Annotated in this window: 10 protein-coding genes; 4 read left to right on the top strand and 6 right to left on the bottom strand. The window is 70.2% G+C overall.

Annotated features, from left to right (window positions below):
- Positions 1-8 precede the first annotated feature (8 nt).
- From CSR00_RS03260 to pks2, 3 genes are all read right to left on the bottom strand, one after another.
- On the bottom strand, positions 9-2993 hold the full coding sequence (locus CSR00_RS03260) for an MMPL/RND family transporter (RefSeq protein WP_099020979.1): 2985 nt from the start codon (positions 2991-2993) through the stop codon (positions 9-11).
- Between the two features lie 92 nt (positions 2994-3085).
- On the bottom strand, positions 3086-4498 hold the full coding sequence (locus tag CSR00_RS03255) for a condensation domain-containing protein (protein ID WP_281259663.1): 1413 nt from the start codon (positions 4496-4498) through the stop codon (positions 3086-3088).
- Between the two features lie 88 nt (positions 4499-4586).
- Positions 4587-10898, bottom strand: coding sequence for a sulfolipid-1 biosynthesis phthioceranic/hydroxyphthioceranic acid synthase (gene pks2, locus CSR00_RS03250; protein WP_099020977.1), 6312 nt, complete (start codon positions 10896-10898; stop codon positions 4587-4589).
- Positions 10899-11552: 654 nt separating this feature from the next.
- Here pks2 and CSR00_RS03245 point away from each other — a divergent pair.
- Together CSR00_RS03245 and CSR00_RS03240 are read left to right on the top strand one after the other, a co-directional pair.
- A complete protein-coding gene (locus CSR00_RS03245) occupies positions 11553-13388 on the top strand; it encodes an acyl-CoA dehydrogenase (protein ID WP_099020976.1) in 1836 nt (611 codons plus the stop codon).
- Positions 13389-13518: 130 nt separating this feature from the next.
- Positions 13519-14226, top strand: coding sequence for a DUF1361 domain-containing protein (locus CSR00_RS03240; protein WP_099020975.1), 708 nt, complete (start codon positions 13519-13521; stop codon positions 14224-14226).
- A 158-nt stretch (positions 14227-14384) separates the two neighbouring features.
- On the opposite strand, the gene CSR00_RS03235 is transcribed toward CSR00_RS03240, so the two are convergent.
- The gene (locus CSR00_RS03235; protein WP_099020974.1) at positions 14385-15698 is read right to left on the bottom strand and encodes an acetyl-CoA C-acetyltransferase; all 1314 of its coding nucleotides are present in this window, start codon (positions 15696-15698) and stop codon (positions 14385-14387) included.
- A gap of 122 nt (positions 15699-15820) precedes the next feature.
- Here CSR00_RS03235 and CSR00_RS03230 point away from each other — a divergent pair, with 122 nt between their 5' ends.
- Entirely contained in the window at positions 15821-17197 is a 1377-nt protein-coding gene (locus CSR00_RS03230) for a 3-oxoacyl-ACP reductase (RefSeq protein ID WP_099020973.1), read from the top strand.
- Positions 17198-17321: 124 nt separating this feature from the next.
- Positions 17322-18203: a MaoC/PaaZ C-terminal domain-containing protein gene (locus CSR00_RS03225; RefSeq protein ID WP_099020972.1), complete on the top strand. Its 882-nt coding sequence runs from the start codon at positions 17322-17324 to the stop codon at positions 18201-18203.
- On the opposite strand, the gene CSR00_RS03220 is transcribed toward CSR00_RS03225, so the two are convergent.
- Both CSR00_RS03220 and CSR00_RS03215 read right to left on the bottom strand, forming a co-directional pair.
- Positions 18200-18820, bottom strand: a complete 621-nt coding sequence (locus tag CSR00_RS03220; protein ID WP_099020971.1) for a TetR/AcrR family transcriptional regulator — start codon at positions 18818-18820, stop codon at positions 18200-18202. The two genes, CSR00_RS03225 and CSR00_RS03220, sit on opposite strands and share 4 nt — an antisense overlap.
- 73 nt (positions 18821-18893) lie before the next feature.
- The coding region (locus CSR00_RS03215) for a glycoside hydrolase family 3 N-terminal domain-containing protein (protein ID WP_141564256.1) at positions 18894-19949 on the bottom strand (1056 nt) is incomplete at its 5' end.

Here is a 19949-nt window from a genome sequence, read left to right as displayed (position 1 = left end):
CCGGCCCGTCAGACCTCGTCGAACACCGAACGTCGCGGCTTCGGCTGTTCCGGTTCCGCCGGGCGTAGCCACGGCCGCGACGGCCACCAGCTGGCCCGGCCGATCAGCGCGGCCAGCGAGGGCACGGTGATGGTGCGGACGACGAAAGTGTCGATGAGGATGCCGGCGCCGATGACGAAACCGGACTGCACCACCGCGCCGATACTGGAGAACAGCAGCCCGAACATCGACGCGGCGAAGATCAGACCGGCCGCGGTGATCACTCCGCCGGTGGAGCGCACCGTGCGGATCACCCCGGTGCGCACCCCGGCCGGGGATTCCTCACGCAGCCGCGACGCCAGCAGCATGTTGTAGTCGGCACCCACCGCCACCAGCACGACGAAGGCCAGGCCCGGGACACTCCAGTGCAGTTCCTGCCCCAGGATCAGCTGGAACACCACCACACCGATGCCCACCGCCGACAGGTAGGACAGGATCACCGAGCCCACCAGGTACAGCGGCGCCACCACCGCTCGCAGCAGCGTCATCAGGATCAGCATCACCACCAGGACCGTCACCACGACGATGAGCCGGATGTCGCTGTCGTAGTAGTCGCGGGTGTCTCGCAGCGTCACCGGATACCCGGAGATCGAGATCTTCGCGTCGGCCAGCGCGGTGTTGGGCTGCGCGCCGCGGGCGGTGTCCAGGATGGTGTTGACCTGATCCATCGCGTCGACGCTGAACGGGTTGAGGTCGGTCTGCACGAAATAGCGCACCGAATGCCCGTCGGGTGAGAAGAACAGCTGCGCCACCCGGCGGAAGTCCTCGGAGTCCAGCACCTGCGGGGGTACGTAGAACCCCGCCATCGACGGCTCGTCGGCGTCGCGTCCCATGGCCATCAGGAAGGCCGAGGCCTGGCTCAGGCCCGCGCCCATCCGTTTGGTCTGGTCGACCAGCAGCTCGACGCCGTCGGCGATCTGGCGGCCGGCGCTGGCCAGGTCGTCGGCGCCGTTCTGCGCGGTGATCAGCTGCGTGCGGGCGCTGCGCGGGCTGTCGATCCCCAACGATCGCAGCGACTTGCCCGCCGAATCCAGCGCACGGCCCAGGCCGGTGACGGCGTCGGCCATGGTCTGCAGCCGCTGGGTGATCTGCAGCTGGTGCGCCAGGGCCGCGATGCGTTCCAGCGTGCCGTCGTTGCGCGCGGTCTGCAGCCGGTGGAACTGGGTGCGCGCGGCCGCGCAGATCGTGCTGGCGTTGCAGACGGGGCTGGTGTCCAGCGCGGCCACCACCGGATCGACCCATTCGAAGCTGTCGGCGATGTCGGCGAAGCTGACCTGCAGGATGTCGCCGAGAGCGCGGATGCTGTTGACCAGTCGGGCCGCCTTGTCGAAGTCGGCGAAGGTGACCTGGCCGCCGAACTGGTCCTCCACATAGGACAGGGCGTCGATCAGGCTGCGCACCCCGGTGACGGCCTTTCTGACCTGCACGCGGATATCGCCGAGGTTGTCGGCCAGTTCGTCGGCCCCCGAGGCGAGCCGGTTGAGATCGCCGGTGCGCCCGTTGATCAGATTCGAGGCGTCGCCGAGCTGGTTGCCGACCTCACCGGCCTGTTGGGTGGCCTGCGCCTGGTCGAGCGGCTCCCCGGTGGGGCGGGTGACGCCGCGGACCATCGCCACGCCGGGCAGCTGACTGACCCGCTGCGCCATCTGCTCCAGGTCGGCCAGCGCCTCCGGGGTGCGCAGGTCGTGCGGTGAGGTGACGAACAGATACAGCGGGATCGTCTGGTTCACCGAGAAGTGCCGTTCGAGCGCCGCGTAGCCGAGCGAGCTGTCGTAGGAGTCCGGCAGCTGCTTGCGGTCGTCGTAGTTGAACCGCACCAGCGTCGCGCACCCGGCGAGCACGAGCAGGATCGCCAGGCTCGCACCGAGATAGGACTTGGGGTGGCGCACGATCCGGACCCCGGCGCGCCGCCAGAACAGCGCCGTGCGCTCGCCGCGGGGGTTGACCCAGCCGCGCGGGCCCGCCAGCGTCAGCACCGCGGGCAGCAGGGTCACCGCCGAGAGCAGCGCCACGGCGATGCCGATCGCCAGCGCCACCCCGGCCGTGGAGAACAGCCCGAGGTCGGCGAAGCCCATGCCCAGGAACGTGATGCCGACCGTGGCCGCCGAGGCGGTGATCACCTTGCCGATGGCCATCAGCGCCTTCTGCACGGCGCGGTCGGGCTCCTCACCGAGCCGGACGTAGTCGTGGTAGCGGCTGACCAGGAACACCGCGTAGTCGGTTCCCGCACCGGCGATCATCGCGCTCAGCAGCACGATGGTCTGGTTGGACACCGCCATGCCGGTGAACAGCGACACCGCCGCGACCGCGCCCTGGGCGGTCAGCAGGGCGGCGCCGATGGTGAGCAGCGGCAGCATCATGGTGGCCGGGTTGCGGTAGATGACGGCCAGGATGACCACCAGCAGCACCGCGATGGCCAGTTCGATGGGCAGGCGGTCCCGGGCACCCGCGTCGGTCAGATCGGCGACGGTGGCCGCCGGACCGGTCAGGTGGGCGGTCAGCGTCGTCCCGTCGACGGCGTGGTCGACGATGTCGGCGACCCGGGTGTAGGCGGCGTAGGACTCCGGGGTGCCCAGCTCCCCGGCCAGGCCGATCGGCAGGATCCATGCCTTGCCGTCCGGGCTTTCCAGCACGTCGCGCAGCTGGGGTGTGCTGATGAACTCCTGCAGCATCACCACGTCGCGGTTGTCCTTGCGCAGCCGGTCCACCAGTGTGCGGTAGACCTGCTCGTCGGCCGGCCCGAGCCCGCCGCGCCCACTGTCGTTGGTCAGCAGGACCACGAGCACGTTCTCCGAGCCGGTCTCGTTGAACGCCTCGGTGATCGCTTGGGCCGCCGCCGTCGACGGTGCGTCGGCGGGCAGGATGGCCACCGGGTTGCGCTGGGACATCTCCGCCAGCGACGGCACCGTCTGCGGCAGGGCCAGGGCCAGCACCAGCCAGCACCCGATGACCACCCACGGCCACCGGGTGACCAGCTTCCCTAACCTCCCGAAGATGCCTTCACCTCCGGTTTCTCACCCAACATGCGAGCCGCCGCGGGCCCCGCTCAGGCGACATCGCGCCAGTGCCCGCTCTCGGCGACACGTTCGAAGACCGATTTCAGCGTCGCCAGATACTTCGCGACGGATTCCCGGGCCTCGGGGTTGTCGGGGTACATCACCGCCACCGCCGTCTCGTCGTGCACCCGGAGCACGTAGATCGACATCTGATACGAGTACCGGCCGTCGCTGTAGACGCCGATGTTGAGGTCGTCGAGCTGCGCGGTGAGCAGCACCGACAACGGCGCGGTGCCGGCGTCGAGGAAGTTGACGACCGGGAAGTTCGGGCGCGGCGGATGTAACTGCGGTGAGAGCTCCCGCACCCGGTCGTAGGGCACCTCGGCCATGCCCAGGCCGGTGTCGAAGCACACCTGCGCCGCGCGGGCGGCCTCCCCGAACGACGACCCCGCGATCGGGACCGTGATCGGCACCAGGCCGGTGAACCAGCCCTGGGTCAGCGCGTCCTCGGGAGTGCTGCGGGTGTCGCTGGGCGTCAGGCCGAAATAGGTGTCCGCGCCGGTCAGTTCGTGTTCGGCGAGGGCACAGCAGGCCATCACCCCGCCGATGAAGCGGACACCCGCGGCGGTGCAGGCCGATTCGAAACGTGCGGTCTGCTGCTCGCCCATCATCGTCACGGTCACGATGTCGGCCGACGAGGGCTGCGACGGGTCGCCGAGCGGCAACGGGAAGTCCGGCATGCTGCCGCCGTTGCTCTCGGCGAACCGGGTCCAGGCGGCGACCTGCGGTGACTGCGGGGTCAGCGCGCTGGTGAACCGGCGCTGGCGGCGGCAGAACTCGTCGTAGCTGCCGGCGGCGGGCAGCGCCAGCGGCGGGTTCCCGCCCACCAGCGCCAGATACATCATGTAGAACTCCGTGAGCGTGACCCCGACGATCATGGCGTCCACGTGCACATGGTCGACGCTGGCATAGAAGGTGAAGTGGTCCTCGCCCTGCACGATGCCGAACCGGAAGCAGTCCCAGTGCAGCGGGTCCGGGGTGCTGACGACCAGCTCCCGGGTCTGCTCGAGGGTCAGCTCGCCGCGCTGGACGGGACGGAACTCGATGCCGGCGCTCTCGGGCATCGTCCGGCGGGTGATGGTGCCGTCGGCGTATTCGAACCGGCTGCGGTAGGTGTCGTGCCGGCGCAGGTGGGCGTTGATGACGTAGCTCATCGCGCGGATGTCGCAGTGGCCCGGCGCATCACAGCTGACGATCATCAGCCGCGAATAGTCCAGGCCCTTCGCCTTCTGCTCGCAGTACCCGCGGATGTGCTGGGCCTGCATGTAGTTGATCGGCACGGTGCTCACCGGCGCCTGGGCCGCCTTCTCCAGGCTGGCGGCCGTGGGCTCCCACGACACCACCGATCCGGCGGTCGGCTCCCACTCGCCGACCGTTCCCACTGCCATCGGGCCTACCCGCAACGCCTACTCCTTGATTCATGCTGACTGACGGGGCCTCCCGGCGGCCCCGCGGCCGATCCCGGCAGGGGACCCCGCAATGGACCCCGCATCATGCCCCCGCCGGTGTGCCTTCCATCGCGTCGAGTTCCTCGCACAGATGCTCGGCCAGACCACGCACGGTGGTGATCTGGGTGGGGCTGATGCGCACTCCCGTCTCCGTTTCGATGCGCGTACGAAGCTCCAAGTTACCCAGCGAGTCCAGCCCGTAGTCGGACAACGGCCGATCCGGGTCGATGGTGCGCCGCAGCAGCAGGCTGATCTGGTCGGAGACCATCCGGCGGATCAGCCCGGGCCACTCCTCGCGCGGCTGGGCCAGCAGCTCCGCGCGGAACTGGCCGGTGTCCGCCGCGCCCTGCCCCATCGACTGGAAGGCCTCGGCGAAGGGGCTGCGCTGGGCGAACGCGGTCAACCACGGGGTGCCCATGATGGGCGCGTAGCCGCTGTAGGTGCGGTCGTAGCGCAACAGCGTCAGGAACGCGCGCGCACCCTCGTCGGGGCTGATGGCCACGCCGGCGTCCTCGGCCAGCGCGGTGGCCCGGCCGACCTCACCCCAGGCGCCCCACGCGATGGAGGTGGCGGGCAGCCCCTGGGCCCGGCGCCAGAAGGCGAACGCGTCCAGCCAGCTGTTGGCGGCCGCGTAGGCCCCCTGGCCCGGCGAGCCGACCAGCGCGGCGGCCGAGGAGAACACGCAGAACCAGTCCAGCGGCCGGCCCCCGGTGGCGGCGGCGGTGGCCTGGTGCAGGTTCCAGGCGCCCCGGGCTTTCGGTGTCCAGCACCGGTCGACCAGGTCTGCGCCGATGTTGGTCAGCGTCGCATCCTCGACCACCGCGGCGGCGTGCAGCACGCCGCGCACCGGGTGCCCGGTGGCGGTGGCGGTGGCCACCAGCCGCTCCGCCGTGTCGGGCAGGGCGATGTCACCGCATTCCACCAGGATGTCGGCGCCGGTCGCACGGATGCGCTCGATGGCGGCCATCGCCCGGTCGCTGGGCTGTGACCGGGAGTTGAGCACGATGCGTCCGCAGCCTGCGGCGGCCATCTCGCCGGCCAGGAAGATGCCCAGTCCGCCGAGCCCGCCGGTCACGATGTAGGCGCCGTCGGGGCGGCACACCGGGACCTGCTCGGGCGGCACGACCACCTGCTGGTGTCCCTCGTGGGGGACGTCGAGGACCACCTTGCCGGTGTGGCCGGCCCCGCCGACCAGGCGCACGGCGTCCGCGGCCTCGGCCAGCGGGTAGTGGGTGGTCTGCGGCAGCGGCAGCGTGCCGTCGGCGGTGCGTTCGTAGACGGTGCTCAGCAGCCGCTGCACCCGTTGCGGGTGGCTGTGGGTCAGCAGCGCCAGGTCGACGGCGTGCAACGACAGGTTGCGGCGGAACGGAAACAGGCCCAGGCGGGTGTCGCCGTAGATGTCGCGCTTGCCGATCTCGATGAACCGCCCGCCGAAGGCCAACAACTCCAGACCGGCGCGTTGCGCGGCGCCGGGCAGCGAGTTCAGCACGATGTCCACGCCGTAGCCGTCGGTGTCCCGGCGGATCTGCTCGGCGAAGTCCAGGCTGCGGGAGTCGTAGACGTGCTCGATTCCCATGTCGTGCAACGTCTGTCGACGTTGGACGCTGCCCGCGGTGGCGAAGACCTCCGCGCCGGCCGCGCGGGCGATCGCGATCGCGGCCTGCCCGACACCACCGGTGCCGGAGTGGATCAGCACCTTGTCCCCCGCCTCGATGCGGGCCAGATCATGCAGCCCGTACCAGGCCGTCGCCGAGGCGGTGGGCACCGCGGCCGCCTCGGCCAGCGGAATCTGTTCGGGCAGCGTCACCGCCAGCCGCGCGCCGGACAGGACATAGGTGCCCCAGCAGCCGTGCGCGGACATGCCGCCGACCCGGTCGCCCACCTTGTGGGTGCCGACATCGGGGCCGACCGCGGTGACCACGCCCGCGTAGTCGATTCCCAACTGCTGCCGGTACCCCTCGAAGGTGGGGTACCGGCCGAAGGCCACCAGCACGTCGGCGAAGTTGATGCTCGAGCTGTGCACCGCAACCTCGATCTGGCCCGGACCGGGCGCCACCCGCTCGGACACGGCGAACTCCAGCGAGGTCAGGTCGCCGGGGGTGCGGACCTGCAGGCGCATGCCGTCGGCGGCGAGGTCGATCTCGGCGGTCTTGCGTTCGCCGGGCCGCAGCGGGGCCGGCCGCAGCCGGGCGGTGTACCACTGCCCGTCGCGCCAGGCGGTCTCGTCCTCCTCCGAGCCGCTGCACAGCTGGCGCACCAGCTCGCCGACCCCGGGGACCCCGGGGACCCCGTCGGCATCGTCGTCGGCAGCCGTACTCGCGGCGAGGTCGATCTGCGTCACCCCGAGGTGGGGATGCTCGGAATCGATCACCCGGATGAGCCCGCGCAGCCCGGCGTGCTCGAGATTGACCGGGTCGCCGTCGGCGACGGCGGCGGCGTTGCGGGTCACCACGAACAGCCGCGGTGGCTCGCCGGGCAGCTCGGCCAGTTCCCGGGCGATGTCCACCAGCTCGGTCACATGGTCACGCCCGGCACCGACCGGGTCGTCGGTCGAGCCCACCAGCACGACCACGCCGGCCAGCCCCCCGGTCAGCGGGTTGCCGGTGAGCTGGGCGCGCAGGTCCGCCGTGTCGGTGACGACGGTGCACTGTCCACCCGCGGCCGACAGGGCCTCGCCCAGCCGGGCCACCGGGGCGGCCGAGGCGCCGGCGGTGGGGAACACCAGCCACGATTCCGCGGCGGCGGTGGGCTCGGGCAGCTCGCGCGGCTCCCACTCGATGCTGAGCAGCCGCTCGTTGAGCGTGCGGTCGGCCCGCTCTCCCTCCGAGGATCCGCCGGCCAGGCGCAGGCCCTCGATGGCCATCAGCACCGCCCCGGCCTCGTCGAGGATCGCCAGGTCGGCCTCCGCCTCCGCGGTCGCCGAGGCCGTCACCCGGGTCAGGCAGTAGTGCGCATTGCGGGTGGGATGGAAGCAGCGCAGCCTGCGCACGCCCACCGGGAGCAACAACCCACCGGCACCGGCCTGTTGCACCTCGGGATGGGCGACCACCGACTGGAAGCATGCGTCCAGCAGGGCCGGGTGTGTGCAGTAGGAGGCCTGCTGCGAACGGATGTGGCTGGGCAGGGCCACCTCGGCCAGCACCGTCGCGGCGTCCTCGGCGGCGGTGTGCACTGCGGCCAGACCCGAAAAGGCGGGCCCGTACTGGATTCCGACGGTGTCGAAGGCCTTGCGCAGGTCATCACCGTCGAGCCGGGTGGTGTGACCGGCCAGCAGTGCCGGGATGTCCAGCGCGGCGGGCGCCTCGCTGTCGGCTGCGGCGGCCAGTATGGCTCCGGCCCGGCGCACCGGTTCCCCTTCGCGTTGGGTCTGGACCGTGAACTCAAGCAGCCCAGGCGATTCCACCACACCCGAGGAGGCGGCCGTGGTCTGCTCGTCGAGCAGCAGAGTCTGTTCGAAGCGGACGTCGCGCACTTCTGACTGCTCACCGAGGACGGTGCGCGCGGCGGCCACCGCCATCTCGCAGTAGGCCGCCCCGGGTAGTGCGGCCACGTTGTGAATCTGGTGGTCGGCCAGCCACGGGTGCGCCTCGGTGCCGACCTCGCCCTGCCACACGTGGCGTTCGGGTTCCTCGACCAGATGGACATGAGCACCCAGCAGAGGGTGCACACCGAGGACGGCGGCCCCGTGGTGCTGGTGGTCCTGGTCCTCGCGGCGCAGCATCAGTTCGCGGTGAGTCCAGGTCGGCAGCGGCGCGTCGACCAGGTTCCCGCTCGGATAGAGGGCGGTGAAATCCACTGCGGCACCGGCACTGTAGACGTCGGTGAGGAAGTCGCGCAGCCCGACCGGGAATTCCTGTTCCCGTCGCATCGCGGCCAGCGCCGCGATGGGCATGTCCAGACTGTTCGCGTTCTGCTCCACGGCGTGGGTCAGCAGCGGATGCGCCGAGAGCTCACCGAACACCCGGAAGCCGTCATCGAGGGCGGCCTGCACCGCGGCCGCGAACCGCACGGTGTAGCGCAGGTTCTCCGCCCAGTACTCGGCGTCCCACGCCGGCCGTTCGCGTGGATCCCACAGTGTGGCCGAGTAGTAGGGGACGGTCGGCTCCATCGGGGTGAGGTCGGCCAGCGCTGCCCGCAGGTCGTCCAGGATCGGATCGACCTGGGGCGAATGCGAGGCGACGTCCACGGCCACCTCGCGCGCCATCACGCCGTTGTTCTCCCAGGCGGCCACCAACTCCCGGATGGTCTCGGTGGCCCCGCCCACCACGGTCGACGTCGGGGAGGCCACCACCGACAGCACCACGTCGCCGACCCCGCGCACGGAGAGCTCCGAAAGCACCTGCTGGCCAGGGAGTTCCACGGCGGCCATGGCGCCGCTGCCGGAGATCCGCGCCATCAGCCGGGAGCGCCGGCAGATGACCCGCAGCCCGTCCTGCAGCGACAACGCCCCCGCGACGACGGCGGCGGCCGCCTCGCCGAGCGAATGGCCGATCACCGCACCGGGCCGCACGCCGTAGGCCTTCATCGTCGCGGCCAGGGCGACCTGCATGGCGAACAGGGTGGGCTGGACCTTGTCGATGCCGGTCACCGTCTGCGGCGCCGTCAACGCCTCGGTCACCGAGAATCCCGACTCGGCGGCGATCACGGGCTCCATCTCGGCGATGCTGGCCGCGAACACCGGCTCGGTGGCCAGCAGCCCGGCACCCATCCGCGGCCACTGCGACCCCTGCCCGGAGAACACCCACACCGGTCCGCGGTCGTCCTGGCCGACGGCGGCCTGATACGGGGTGTCGTTGCCGGCGATCTCGCGCAGCGCCGCGCCGAGTTCCGGGGGGCTGCCGGCCGACACCGCGGTGCGGACCGGTCGGTGCGCACGCCGCCGGGCCAGCGTGTAGCCCAGGTCGGACAGCCCGCTGCCGGACGCCGCGAGGCTTTCGCCGTTGCGGTCGACCCAGTCGGCCAGGCGGCCGGCGCTGACCCGCAGCTGGTCGGCGGAGGTGGCCGACAGCGGGAAGAACAGTGGTGCGTCCGTGCCGTCGGGGCCGGCTGTGGGCGCCGGGTTCCGGGGGGCCTCCTCGACGATGAGGTGCACGTTCGTACCCGACATGCCGTAGGACGAGACCGCGGCCCGCCGGGGGTGCTCGCTCTGGTCGGGCCAGGCGGTGGCGGCCGTCGGCACGTACAGACCGGTCTCGATCGACGTCAGCTGGTCCGGCAGGCGGTTGAAGTGCAGGTTCTGCGGGACCGTGCCGTGGTCCAGTGCGAGCACGGCCTTCATCAGACCCAGCGCACCCGAGGTGGACTGCAGGTGCCCGAAGTTGGTCTTCGCCGAGCCCAGCGCACACGGTCCGCCGGTGCCGTAGACCTCGGCCAGGCTCGTGTACTCGATGGGATCGCCGATCGGGGTGCCGGTGCCGTGCGCCTCGACCAGACCGACCGTGGCCGGGTCGACCCCCGCGGCGGCCAGCGCCGACCGGTAGACGTCGACCTGGGCCCGCTCGGAGGGCGTCGCGATGTTGACGGTGTGACCGTCCTGGTTGGCGGCGGTGCCACGCACCACCGCCAGAATGCGGTCACCGTCGCGCTGGGCGTCGGAGAGCCTCTTGAGCACCGCCACCACGCAGCCCTCACCGGAGACGAAGCCGTCGGCGTCGGCGTCGAAGGCGTGACAACGCCCGGTGGGTGACAGCATCCCCTGCAGCGACCCCGACACCGATTTGCGCGGCTCGAGGGTGACGGCCACACCGCCGGCGATGGCCAGGTCACTCTCGCCGTCGTGCAGGCTGCGGCAGGCCAGGTGGATGGCCATCAGACCCGAGGAACAGGCGGTGTCCACCGTCGCGGCGGGGCCGCGCAGGCCCAGCGCGTAGGAGACCCGCCCGGAGGCGAAGCTGTTGCTGGTGCCGGTGAAACCGTAGGGACCCTCGGCGGCACCGCAATCGGCCGAGAGCAGCTCGTAGTCGCCGTGGGTGAGGCCGATGTACACCCCGGTCTGGGTTCCGGCCAGGGTGGTCGGGTCGAGTCCGGCATGCTCCAGGGCGTCCCAGGAGGTCTCCAGCAGCAGGCGGTGCTGGGGATCGATGGCGGTGGCCTCACGCTCGGTCATCCCGAAGAAATCGCAGTCGAATCCGCCGACGTCGTCGAGGAACGCGCCCCACCTGGTGATCGAGCGACCGGGCACACCGGGCTCGGGGTCGTAGTAGACGTCGGCGTCCCACCGGTCGGCCGGAATCTCGGTCACCAGGTCGTCGCCCCGCAGCAACGCCTCCCAGAGGCTTTGCGGAGAATCGATCCCCCCGGGCAACCGGCACGCCAGACCGATTACGGCAACAGGTGTTGCTGTCGCGGTGCGCAAGGCCCCACATCCCCCCGTTCTCGCCACCAGCGGCGTCGTGCAGAGTGCCGATCCTGCCACCCGGAACCGACATCGTGGGGCGTAGCTTAGCGATTCAAGCTGAGCGCGGCGCGGTCATCGAAAACCGGCTTCGGACCGCGCCATTGCCACATCTCGGGGTCGCTGCCGCAAACGCCTCGTGCACCGCTTGCGGGCACCTTCCGGTTCCCTTGCCGACGCTTCCTCACGGGCCCGCCACGGTGCACTCCATGGTGCACTCCATGGGGCCCGCTATGGTGCCCGTCGCGGGGCGCGCCACGGGCCGGGTTCCGCCGGCGGAGACCCCTTCCCGGGTGTCTCCCGGGGCGCACCGGCCCGACCTGCACGCCGGTCACGGCCCGTGACCCCGGCCCGCACACTATGCCCGGCAAGTGCCCCTGGCCTGCACGGATAGGTGAACTTCGGGCGAATTCCGGCCCCGCCGAATCGCCGCGGCCACACGCCGGCCCAACCGGTTGGTTGAGAATTCGCGACCTTGCTCACACCTGGCGTGCGGGAACTTGCTTTTGGGGGGGTCGGCTGTATAGTTATTGATAGTTACTGGTGGGTAACTTAGTGCGAGTACCCAACCGACACACAAGCTGCGAAGTGGCATTCTCATCGAGGAGGACCCCAGTGAGCCACTACAAGTCCAATGTCCGTGACCAGGTGTTCAACCTGTTCGAGTTGCTCGGTGTCGACAAGTCGTTCGGCGAGGGCAAGTTCGCCGATCTGGACACCGAGACCGTGGGCGAGATGCTCGCCGAGATGGCTCGCCTCGCCGAGGGCCCGGTCGCCGAGTCCTTCGTCGAGGGCGACCGCAACCCCCCGACGTTCGACCCCGAGACCCACGCGGTGTCGCTGCCCGAGGACTTCAAGAAGTCCGTGCGGGCCGTGACCGAGGCCGGCTGGGACAAGGTCGGCCTCGACGAGGCGCTCGGCGGCACCCCGGTGCCCAAGGCCCTGTCGTGGGCCCTGCAGGAGCACATCCTGGGCTCCAACCCCGCGGTGAACATGTATGCGATGGGGGCGGCGTTCGCCAACATCTTCTACGACCAGGCCACCGAAGAGCAGAAGAAGTGGGCCGTGTTCGCCGCCGAGCGTGGTTGGACCTCCACCATGGTGCTCACCGAGCCCGACGCGGGCTCCGACGTCGGTGCCGGCCGCACCAAGGCGGTCCAGCAGCCCGACGGCACCTGGCACATCGAGGGCGTCAAGCGCTTCATCACCTCCGGTGACGCCGACGACCTGGGCGAGAACATCCTGCACCTGGTGCTGGCCCGCCCCGAGGGCGCCGGCCCCGGTACCAAGGGCCTGTCGCTGTTCTTCGTGCCGAAGTTCCTGTTCGACCCCGAGACCGGCGAGCCCACCGAGCGCAACGGCGTGTTCGTCACCAACGTCGAGCACAAGATGGGGCTGAAGGTCTCGGCCACCTGCGAGCTGTCGATGGGCGTGCACGGCACCCCGTGTACCGGCTGGCTGGTCGGCGAGGTGCACAACGGCATCGCGCAGATGTTCGATGTCATCGAGCAGGCGCGGATGATGGTGGGCACCAAGGCCATCGCCACGCTGTCGACCGGCTACCTCAACGCCCTGGAGTACGCCAAGACCCGCGTGCAGGGTGCCGACATGACCCAGATGACCGACAAGACCGCGCCGCGGGTGACGATCATCCATCACCCCGATGTGCGCCGGTCGCTGATGACCCAGAAGGCCTACGCCGAGGGGCTGCGCGCGCTGTACCTCTACACCGCGACGTTCCAGGACGCCGAGGTCGCCCAGGCCGTGCACGGCCTGGAGCAGGCCGAGGCCAGCAGGATCAACGACCTGCTGCTGCCGATCGTCAAGGGTGTCGGCTCGGAGCAGGCCTACGCCAAGCTGACCGAGTCGCTGCAGACATTCGGTGGGTCCGGCTTCCTGCAGGACTACCCGATCGAGCAGTACATCCGCGACGCCAAGATCGACAGCCTCTACGAGGGCACCACCGCCATCCAGGCGCAGGACTTCTTCTTCCGCAAGATCGTCCGCGACCAGGGCAAGTCGCTGGCCTTCCTGGCCAACGAGGTGGAGTCGTTCATCAAGAACGAGTCCGGCAACGGCCGGCTCAAGGCCGAGCGTGAGCTGCTGGCCACCGCCCTGGCCGACGTGCAGGGCATGGCCGCGACGCTGACCGGTTACCTGATGGCCGCCCAGGAGGATGCCGCGAGCATCTACAAGGTGGGGCTCGGGTCGGTGCGCTTCCTGATGAGCGTCGGCGACCTGGTCCTGGGCTGGCTGCTGGCCCGCCAGGCGGCCGTGGCCATCGAGAAGCTCGACGACGGGGCCACCGGCGCCGACAAGGCCTTCTACGAGGGCAAGGTCGTCACGGCCTCGTTCTTCGCGAAGACGTTCCTGCCGCTGCTGACCAGCGTCCGCTCGACCCTGGAGAACCTCGACAACGAGGTGATGGAACTGGACGAGGCGTCCTTCTGATCGGTGCAGTTCTGATCGACTGATCCGCGAGAGACCCCCGCACGCGAGTGTGCGGGGGTCTTTTCGTTCGCGGGGCCGCCCGCACGTGTGTGGGCGCTCGCGCGCGGCGGGAGGCTGGGAGACTGGGCTGATGCCCGATGCCCGCCGTACGGTGCTGGTGCTGTCGCTGGCCGCGACCAGCGCGCTGACCGCCGTCCTGGGAATCACCGACCCCGCCGCACCGCTGTCGTACCCGAGTCGGTTCCTGATCTGGAATCTGTTCCTGGCGTGGGTGCCGGTGTTCTTCGCGGCCGGTTTCGCCGCGGTCCGGCGGAAGGTCTGGCTGGTACCGCTGGGCGTGGGCTGGCTGTTCTTTCTGCCCAACGCGCCCTACCTGGTCACCGACCTGATCCACCTGGCTGCGGGTGTGGAGCTGTGGCGGCACGTCCTGCAGTACGGCATCGCCGCCTGGACCGGGGTGCTGTTGGGCGTGGTCTCACTGCGCCTGGTGCACGAGCGGATCGCGCGCGAACCCGGACCGCTCGGCGGCGCCGTCGCCGGCTGGGTGGCGGTGGTCGCCTCGGTGGCGCTGTGTGCCGTGGGGGTGGTGATCGGGCGGTTCCAGCGCTGGAACTCCTGGGATCTGCTCACCCAACCGAACGCGGTGGTCGCCTCGACGCTGGCGTGGGTGCGGTCTCCGCTGGCCTACATCGAATCGACCGGGGTGGCGGTGGCCGTCGCGGCGTTCTTCGGGCTGGCCTACCTGACCATCTGGTCCCTGGGTGGGTTGTCGGGCAACCGGGTGGCGCCGCCGCTGGAACCCCCTCAATCCAGCGGCGGCCTTCATCCGCGCCACTAGCACCCGGACAAAGAGGACGCCCCGTGTTGCCGTCGGGTCGGGGGGTCAGACGGCAACACGGAGCTACCCGGTACATCGGCTACCCGGAGCCCGACGTTACGTAACTCCCGAAGAATTTTCGAACATTTTTCCAGCTACCTTGGATATGCCTGTCGAACTCAGGCTTCCAGGATCGCAGCAACGCCCTGTCCGCCGGCGGCGCAGATGGAGATGAGCGCACGCACGGGCCGGCCGGTCTCCGTGCGCCTCTCGGCGAGCTGCTTGGCCGTCTGCGCGAGGATCCGGCCGCCGGTGGCCGCGAAGGGATGCCCGGCGGCCAGCGAGGACCCGTTGACGTTCAGCCTGGAGCGGTCGATGGAGCCCAGGGCCGCGTCCAGTCCCAGGTGCTCCTTGCAGTACTCCTCGGACTCCCAGGCCTGCAGGGTGGCCAGCACCACCGATGCGAACGCCTCGTGGATCTCGTAGAGGTCGAAGTCCTGCAGACTCAGGCCGTGGCGGGCCAGCAGCCGCGGCACCGCGTAGGTCGGTGCCATCAGCAGCCCGTCGGCACCGCTGACGTAGTCCACCGCGGCGGTCTCGGCGTCGACGAAATAGGCGAGCGGCTCGTGGCCGTTCTTCTCGGCCCAGTCCTCCCCGGCCAGCAGCGCCACCGACGCGCCGTCGGTGAGCGGGGTGGAGTTACCCGCGGTCATGGTGGCGTCGCCGTTGCGCACACCGAACACCGGCTTCAGCCCGGCCAGTTTCTCCACCGTGGATCCCTCGCGCAGGTTGTCGTCGCGGTAGAGCCCGAGGAACGGACTGACCAGGTCGTCGAAGAAACCGCGGTCGTAGGCGGCGGCCATGTTGCGGTGGCTGGCCACCGAAAGCTCGTCCTGGTCGACCCGCTTGATCCCCATCTCCTTGGCGGTGATCGCGGCGTGCTCCCCCATCGACAGCCCGGTACGGGGCTCGCCGTTGGTGGGAATCTGCACACCGAGCGAGGCGGGCAGCTTGCCGACGAGCTTGAGGCGGTCGACGTTGGACCTGGCCCGCCGCAGCCCCAGCAGGACTCGGCGCAGCTCGTGACCGAAGGCGATGGGGGCATCCGAGGTGGTGTCCACGCCGCCGGCGGCGGCCACCTCGTAGCGGCCCATGGCGATACCGTCGGCGGCGGAGACGGCGGCCTGCAGGCCGGTGTCACAGGCCTGCTGCACGTCGAACGCCGGGGTGTAGGGCGAGAGCGCGCTGCCCAGCACGCACTCGCGCATCAGGTTGAAGTCGCCGCTGTGCTTGAGCACCGCGCCGCCGATCACCATGTCGAGCCGGCGCCCGGCGAGGTCGAAGCGGTCCGCCAGCCCGTCGAGGGTGGCCGTGAACATGTCCTGGTTGGACGCCTCGGCGTAGGCGCCGTCGGATCGGGCGAAGGGGATGCGGTTGCCGCCGAGCACCGCCACACGGCGCTTCTGACCCTGGTTTGAACGACTCGTCGTCACGGGAATCTCCGTACTAGTCAGCTTGAGGTTGATTGCCGGTTACGGCCATACTACTCACTGTTCTTACTCTGGAGTAAGTTAGTACTCGGCACGACCGTACCGCGATACGAGAGGCATTCACCGTGGCCCCCACGCTCCCGTCCGACCTGTACTCGACACTGGTGCACTCCGGCCCGGGCTCCTTCCTGGCCAAGCAGCTCGGCGTCCCGCAACCGGAGACGCTGCGGCGCTACCAGCCGGGTGAGCCACCGCTGGCCGGACCGTTGCTGATCGGCGGCGAGGGCAGGATCGCCGAACCCATGCGCACCGCACTGGCCGAGGACTACGACATCGTCGGCAACAACCTGGGCGGCCGCTGGGCCGACCGGTTCGGCGGCCTGCTGTTCGACGCCACCGGCATCACCGCCCCCGAGGGCCTGAAGGCCCTGCACGCCTTCTTCACCCCGCTGCTGCGCAATGTCGGGCCCTCGGGACGCATCGTGGTCGTGGGCACCAACCCCGACGAGGCCGGCGGCACCGGCGAGCGGATCGCCCAGCGCGCCCTGGAGGGGTTCACCCGCTCGCTCGGCAAGGAGATGCAGCGCGGGGCCACGGTGTCACTGGTGTATCTGGCCGCCGACGCCAAGCCGGCCGCGACCGGGCTGGAATCCACGCTGCGCTTCCTGCTCAGCGCGAAGTCGGCCTATGTCGACGGGCAGGTGTTCCACGTCGGCGCCGCCGACTCCGCGCCCCCCGCCGACTGGGACCGTCCGCTGGAGGGCAAGGTCGCGATCGTCACCGGCGCGGCCCGCGGCATCGGGGCCACCATCGCGGAGGTCTTCGCCCGGGACGGCGCCAAGGTGGTCGCGATCGACGTGGAAGGCGCCGCCGAGGCGCTGTCGGAGACCGCCGCGAAGGTCGGCGGCACCGCGCTGGCCCTGGACGTGACGGCCGACGACGCCGTCGACCTCATCACCGACCACCTGCGCCAGCACTACGGCGAGCACAACGGCGGTAGGGCCGACGTGCTGGTGAACAACGCCGGCATCACCCGCGACAAGCTGCTGGCCAACATGGACGACGCCCGCTGGGACGCGGTGATCGCGGTCAACCTGCTGGCGCCGCTGCGCCTGGCCGAGGGCCTGGTGGCCAACGGCAGCATCGGTGAGGGCGGACGCATCGTCGGCCTGTCGTCAATGGCCGGGATCGCCGGCAACCGTGGCCAGACCAACTACGCGACCACCAAGGCCGGGATGATCGGCCTGACCGCGGCGCTCGCACCCGAGTTCGCCGCGAAGGGCATCACCATCAACGCCGTGGCGCCCGGCTTCATCGAGACCAAGATGACCGAGGCCATTCCGTTCGCCACCCGCGAGGTGGGCCGGCGGATGAACTCGCTGTTCCAGGGCGGTCAGCCGGTCGACGTGGCGGAGACCATCGCCTACTTCGCCAGCCCGGCCTCCAACGCGGTCACCGGCAACACCATCCGGGTCTGCGGTCAGGCGATGCTGGGCGCATGAGCGACGAACGTCCACTTTTCGCACGCCCGGCCGCCGAAAGCGTGCGGTAAGTGGACGTTGGAGAAACCACAGAGCACCCAAAGCACCCAGAGCACCCAAAGCACCCAGAGCAGAGGCGAACGCAATGACTACAGTTACCGGGGTGGTTGAGGAATCCGCGGACCAGCCCAGCGGCCTGATGAACATGGTGCGCGCGGCGGCCGGGGCGCTGCCGTTCATACCGCGCCCGGACACCCTGTCCAACCGCAGCATCTCGGTGCCGCAGCTGAGCATCGACCGCGCCAACGTGGCCGCCTACGCCTCGGTCACGGGGCTGCGCTACGGCGACTCGGTGCCCCTGACCTATCCGTTCGCGCTCACCTTCCCCACCGTGATGTCGCTGGTGACCGGCTTCGATTTCCCCTTCGCCGCCATGGGCTCGGTGCACGTGGAGAACCACATCACCCAGTACCGGCCGATCGCGGTGACCGACACCGTCGGCGTCGAGGTCCACGCCGAGAACCTGCGCGAGCACCGCAAGGGCCTGCTGGTCGACATCGTCACCGATGTCCGCGTCGGCAACGAGGCGGCCTGGCATCAGGTGACGACGTTTCTGCACCAGCAGCGCACCAGCCTCTCCGACGAGCCCAAGCCGCCCCCGCAGAAGCAGCCCAAGTTGCCGCCGCCGAGCACGATCCTGCGCATCACCCCGGGTCAGATCCGCCGGTACGCCTCGATCGGCGGTGACCACAATCCCATCCACACCAGTTCGCTGGGCGCCAAGCTGTTCGGGTTCCCGACGGTCATCGCGCACGGGATGTTCAGCGCGGCGGCGGTGTTGGCCAACATCGAGGGCCAGATGCCCGACGCGGTGCGCTACTCGGTGAAGTTCGGCAAGCCGGTCATCCTGCCCGCCAGCGCGGGCCTCTACGTCGACCGCGTCGCCGACGGCTGGGATCTGTCGCTGCGCAACCTGCGCAAGGGCTACCCGCACCTGACGGGAACCGTTCGGGCGCTGCCGCGTTAGCGGACGTCCTCCCGGGCCATCTCGGCGCTCGGCTTGCCCTTCAGGCCGCGCCAGAACAGGTTTATCAGCAACTCCGCGGCCTCGTTGACGTCGACGTCGCCGGCGCTGACCCGGGTGGCAACCGCCTCACCGGCACCCACCAGCGCGATGGCCATCATCTGAAAGTCGGTGTTCGGCTCGGGGTTTCGGGTTCCGGCACTGAGCAGCCCGGCGACCAGGTCGACGATCCGGTCGCGGCCCTCCCGAACCGTGTGGGCGAACGCCTGCGAGCTGGTGGCCTGGGTGTAGAGCACGATCCACGACGCCCGGTTGGCGTCGATGTAGCTCAGGAACGACAGGATCGTGTTGCGCAGCATGTCCTTCGGCGGCAGCGTGAAGTCCATGTCGGCGCGCACCGTCTCGACGAACCGCCGCAGTTCGCGGTCCAGGCACGCGCCGAACAGGTCCTCCTTGGAGCCGTAGTACAGATAGAGCATCGGCTTGGAGATCTCGGCCTTGGCCGCGATGGCATCCATCGAGGTCTCGTGGTATCCGTTGACCGAGAACACCTGGACCGCGGCGTCGAGCATCTGCTGCTCGCGCACGGCGCGCGGCAACCGCTTGGTACCACCGGCCATCGCTCGCACCCTTCCCGAAGAAATCTGGCTCCAGGGTAAGCGCCGGGTGCCCGATTCGTGCCGCCGGTGCGGGTCAGCAGCCCGGGCCGGGCCCCTTGGCCGCCGACACCTTGGCCAGTGCGTCGTCGACGCGGGCCATCGGCAGTTCACCGGAGTCGACGGCCTTCTCCAGGCGGTCGAGCACGGCGGGCACCTGGGAGGTCGTCACCCACAGCGCGACGTCGGCGCCGGCCTGCAGGGCCTTGAGCACCGCCTCGGAGACGCCGTAGTAGTCGCTGATCGCCTGCATCGAGGACAGGTCGTCGGTGTACACCAGGCCACCGAACGGCGGGCCGCCGTAGCCGCCGCTGCGCAGCAGGTTGTAGGCGGCCGGGCTCAGGCTGGCCGGCTGTGAACCGGTCAGGCCGGGCACCTGAAGGTGCCCCATCATCACCGCGACCGGCGGTTGGGTCAGCAGCGTGCGGTAGGGCACCAGATCGCTGTTCTGCAGATCGGCCAGCGGCGGCGTGGTGACTCCCCCGGTGTGCGAGTCCCCGGAACCGTGCCCGTGCCCCGGGAAGTGTTTGAGCACCGGGAGCAGCCCCGCGTCGCGCAGCCCGCGGGCGTAGGCACCGGCGTACTCGGTGACCACCGCGGGATCCGATCCGAAGGAACGGTCACCGATCACCGTGTCCGACGGCGCGTCGGTCACGTCCACCACCGGCGCGAAGTCCACGGTGATGCCCAGCGCGCGCATCTTGCGGCCGCGGTCCAGGGCGATCTGATAGACCTGCTCGGCGGAATCGGTCTGGGCCAGGGTGCGCGGCGAGGGCTGACCGCCGATCAGCGAGGACAGCCGCTGCACCCGGCCTCCCTCCTCGTCGACACTAACGGCCAGCGCCAGCGGGCCGGCACCGGCGGCGATCCCGGGCAGCGAGCCGTCGGTCAGCATGGACAGATCGGTCCAGCTGCCGATGAAGATGCCCCCGACGTGCTGGTCGGCGACCACGGCGCGGGCGTCGGCGGCGTTGCGGACACCGACCATCAGCAGCTGCGCGAGCTTGTCGCGTAGCGGCAGTGCGGCCACATCGCCGCAGACCGGGGCCGCCGGCGGGGGGACGGGGTTGGCCCTGTCTCTTAGACACATTCC

Source organism: Mycolicibacterium palauense, from assembly GCF_002592005.1.
GTDB lineage: Bacteria > Actinomycetota > Actinomycetes > Mycobacteriales > Mycobacteriaceae > Mycobacterium > Mycobacterium palauense.
Note: the sequence above shows the minus strand (reverse complement) of the source record. Positions and strands in the feature narration are given on the sequence as shown.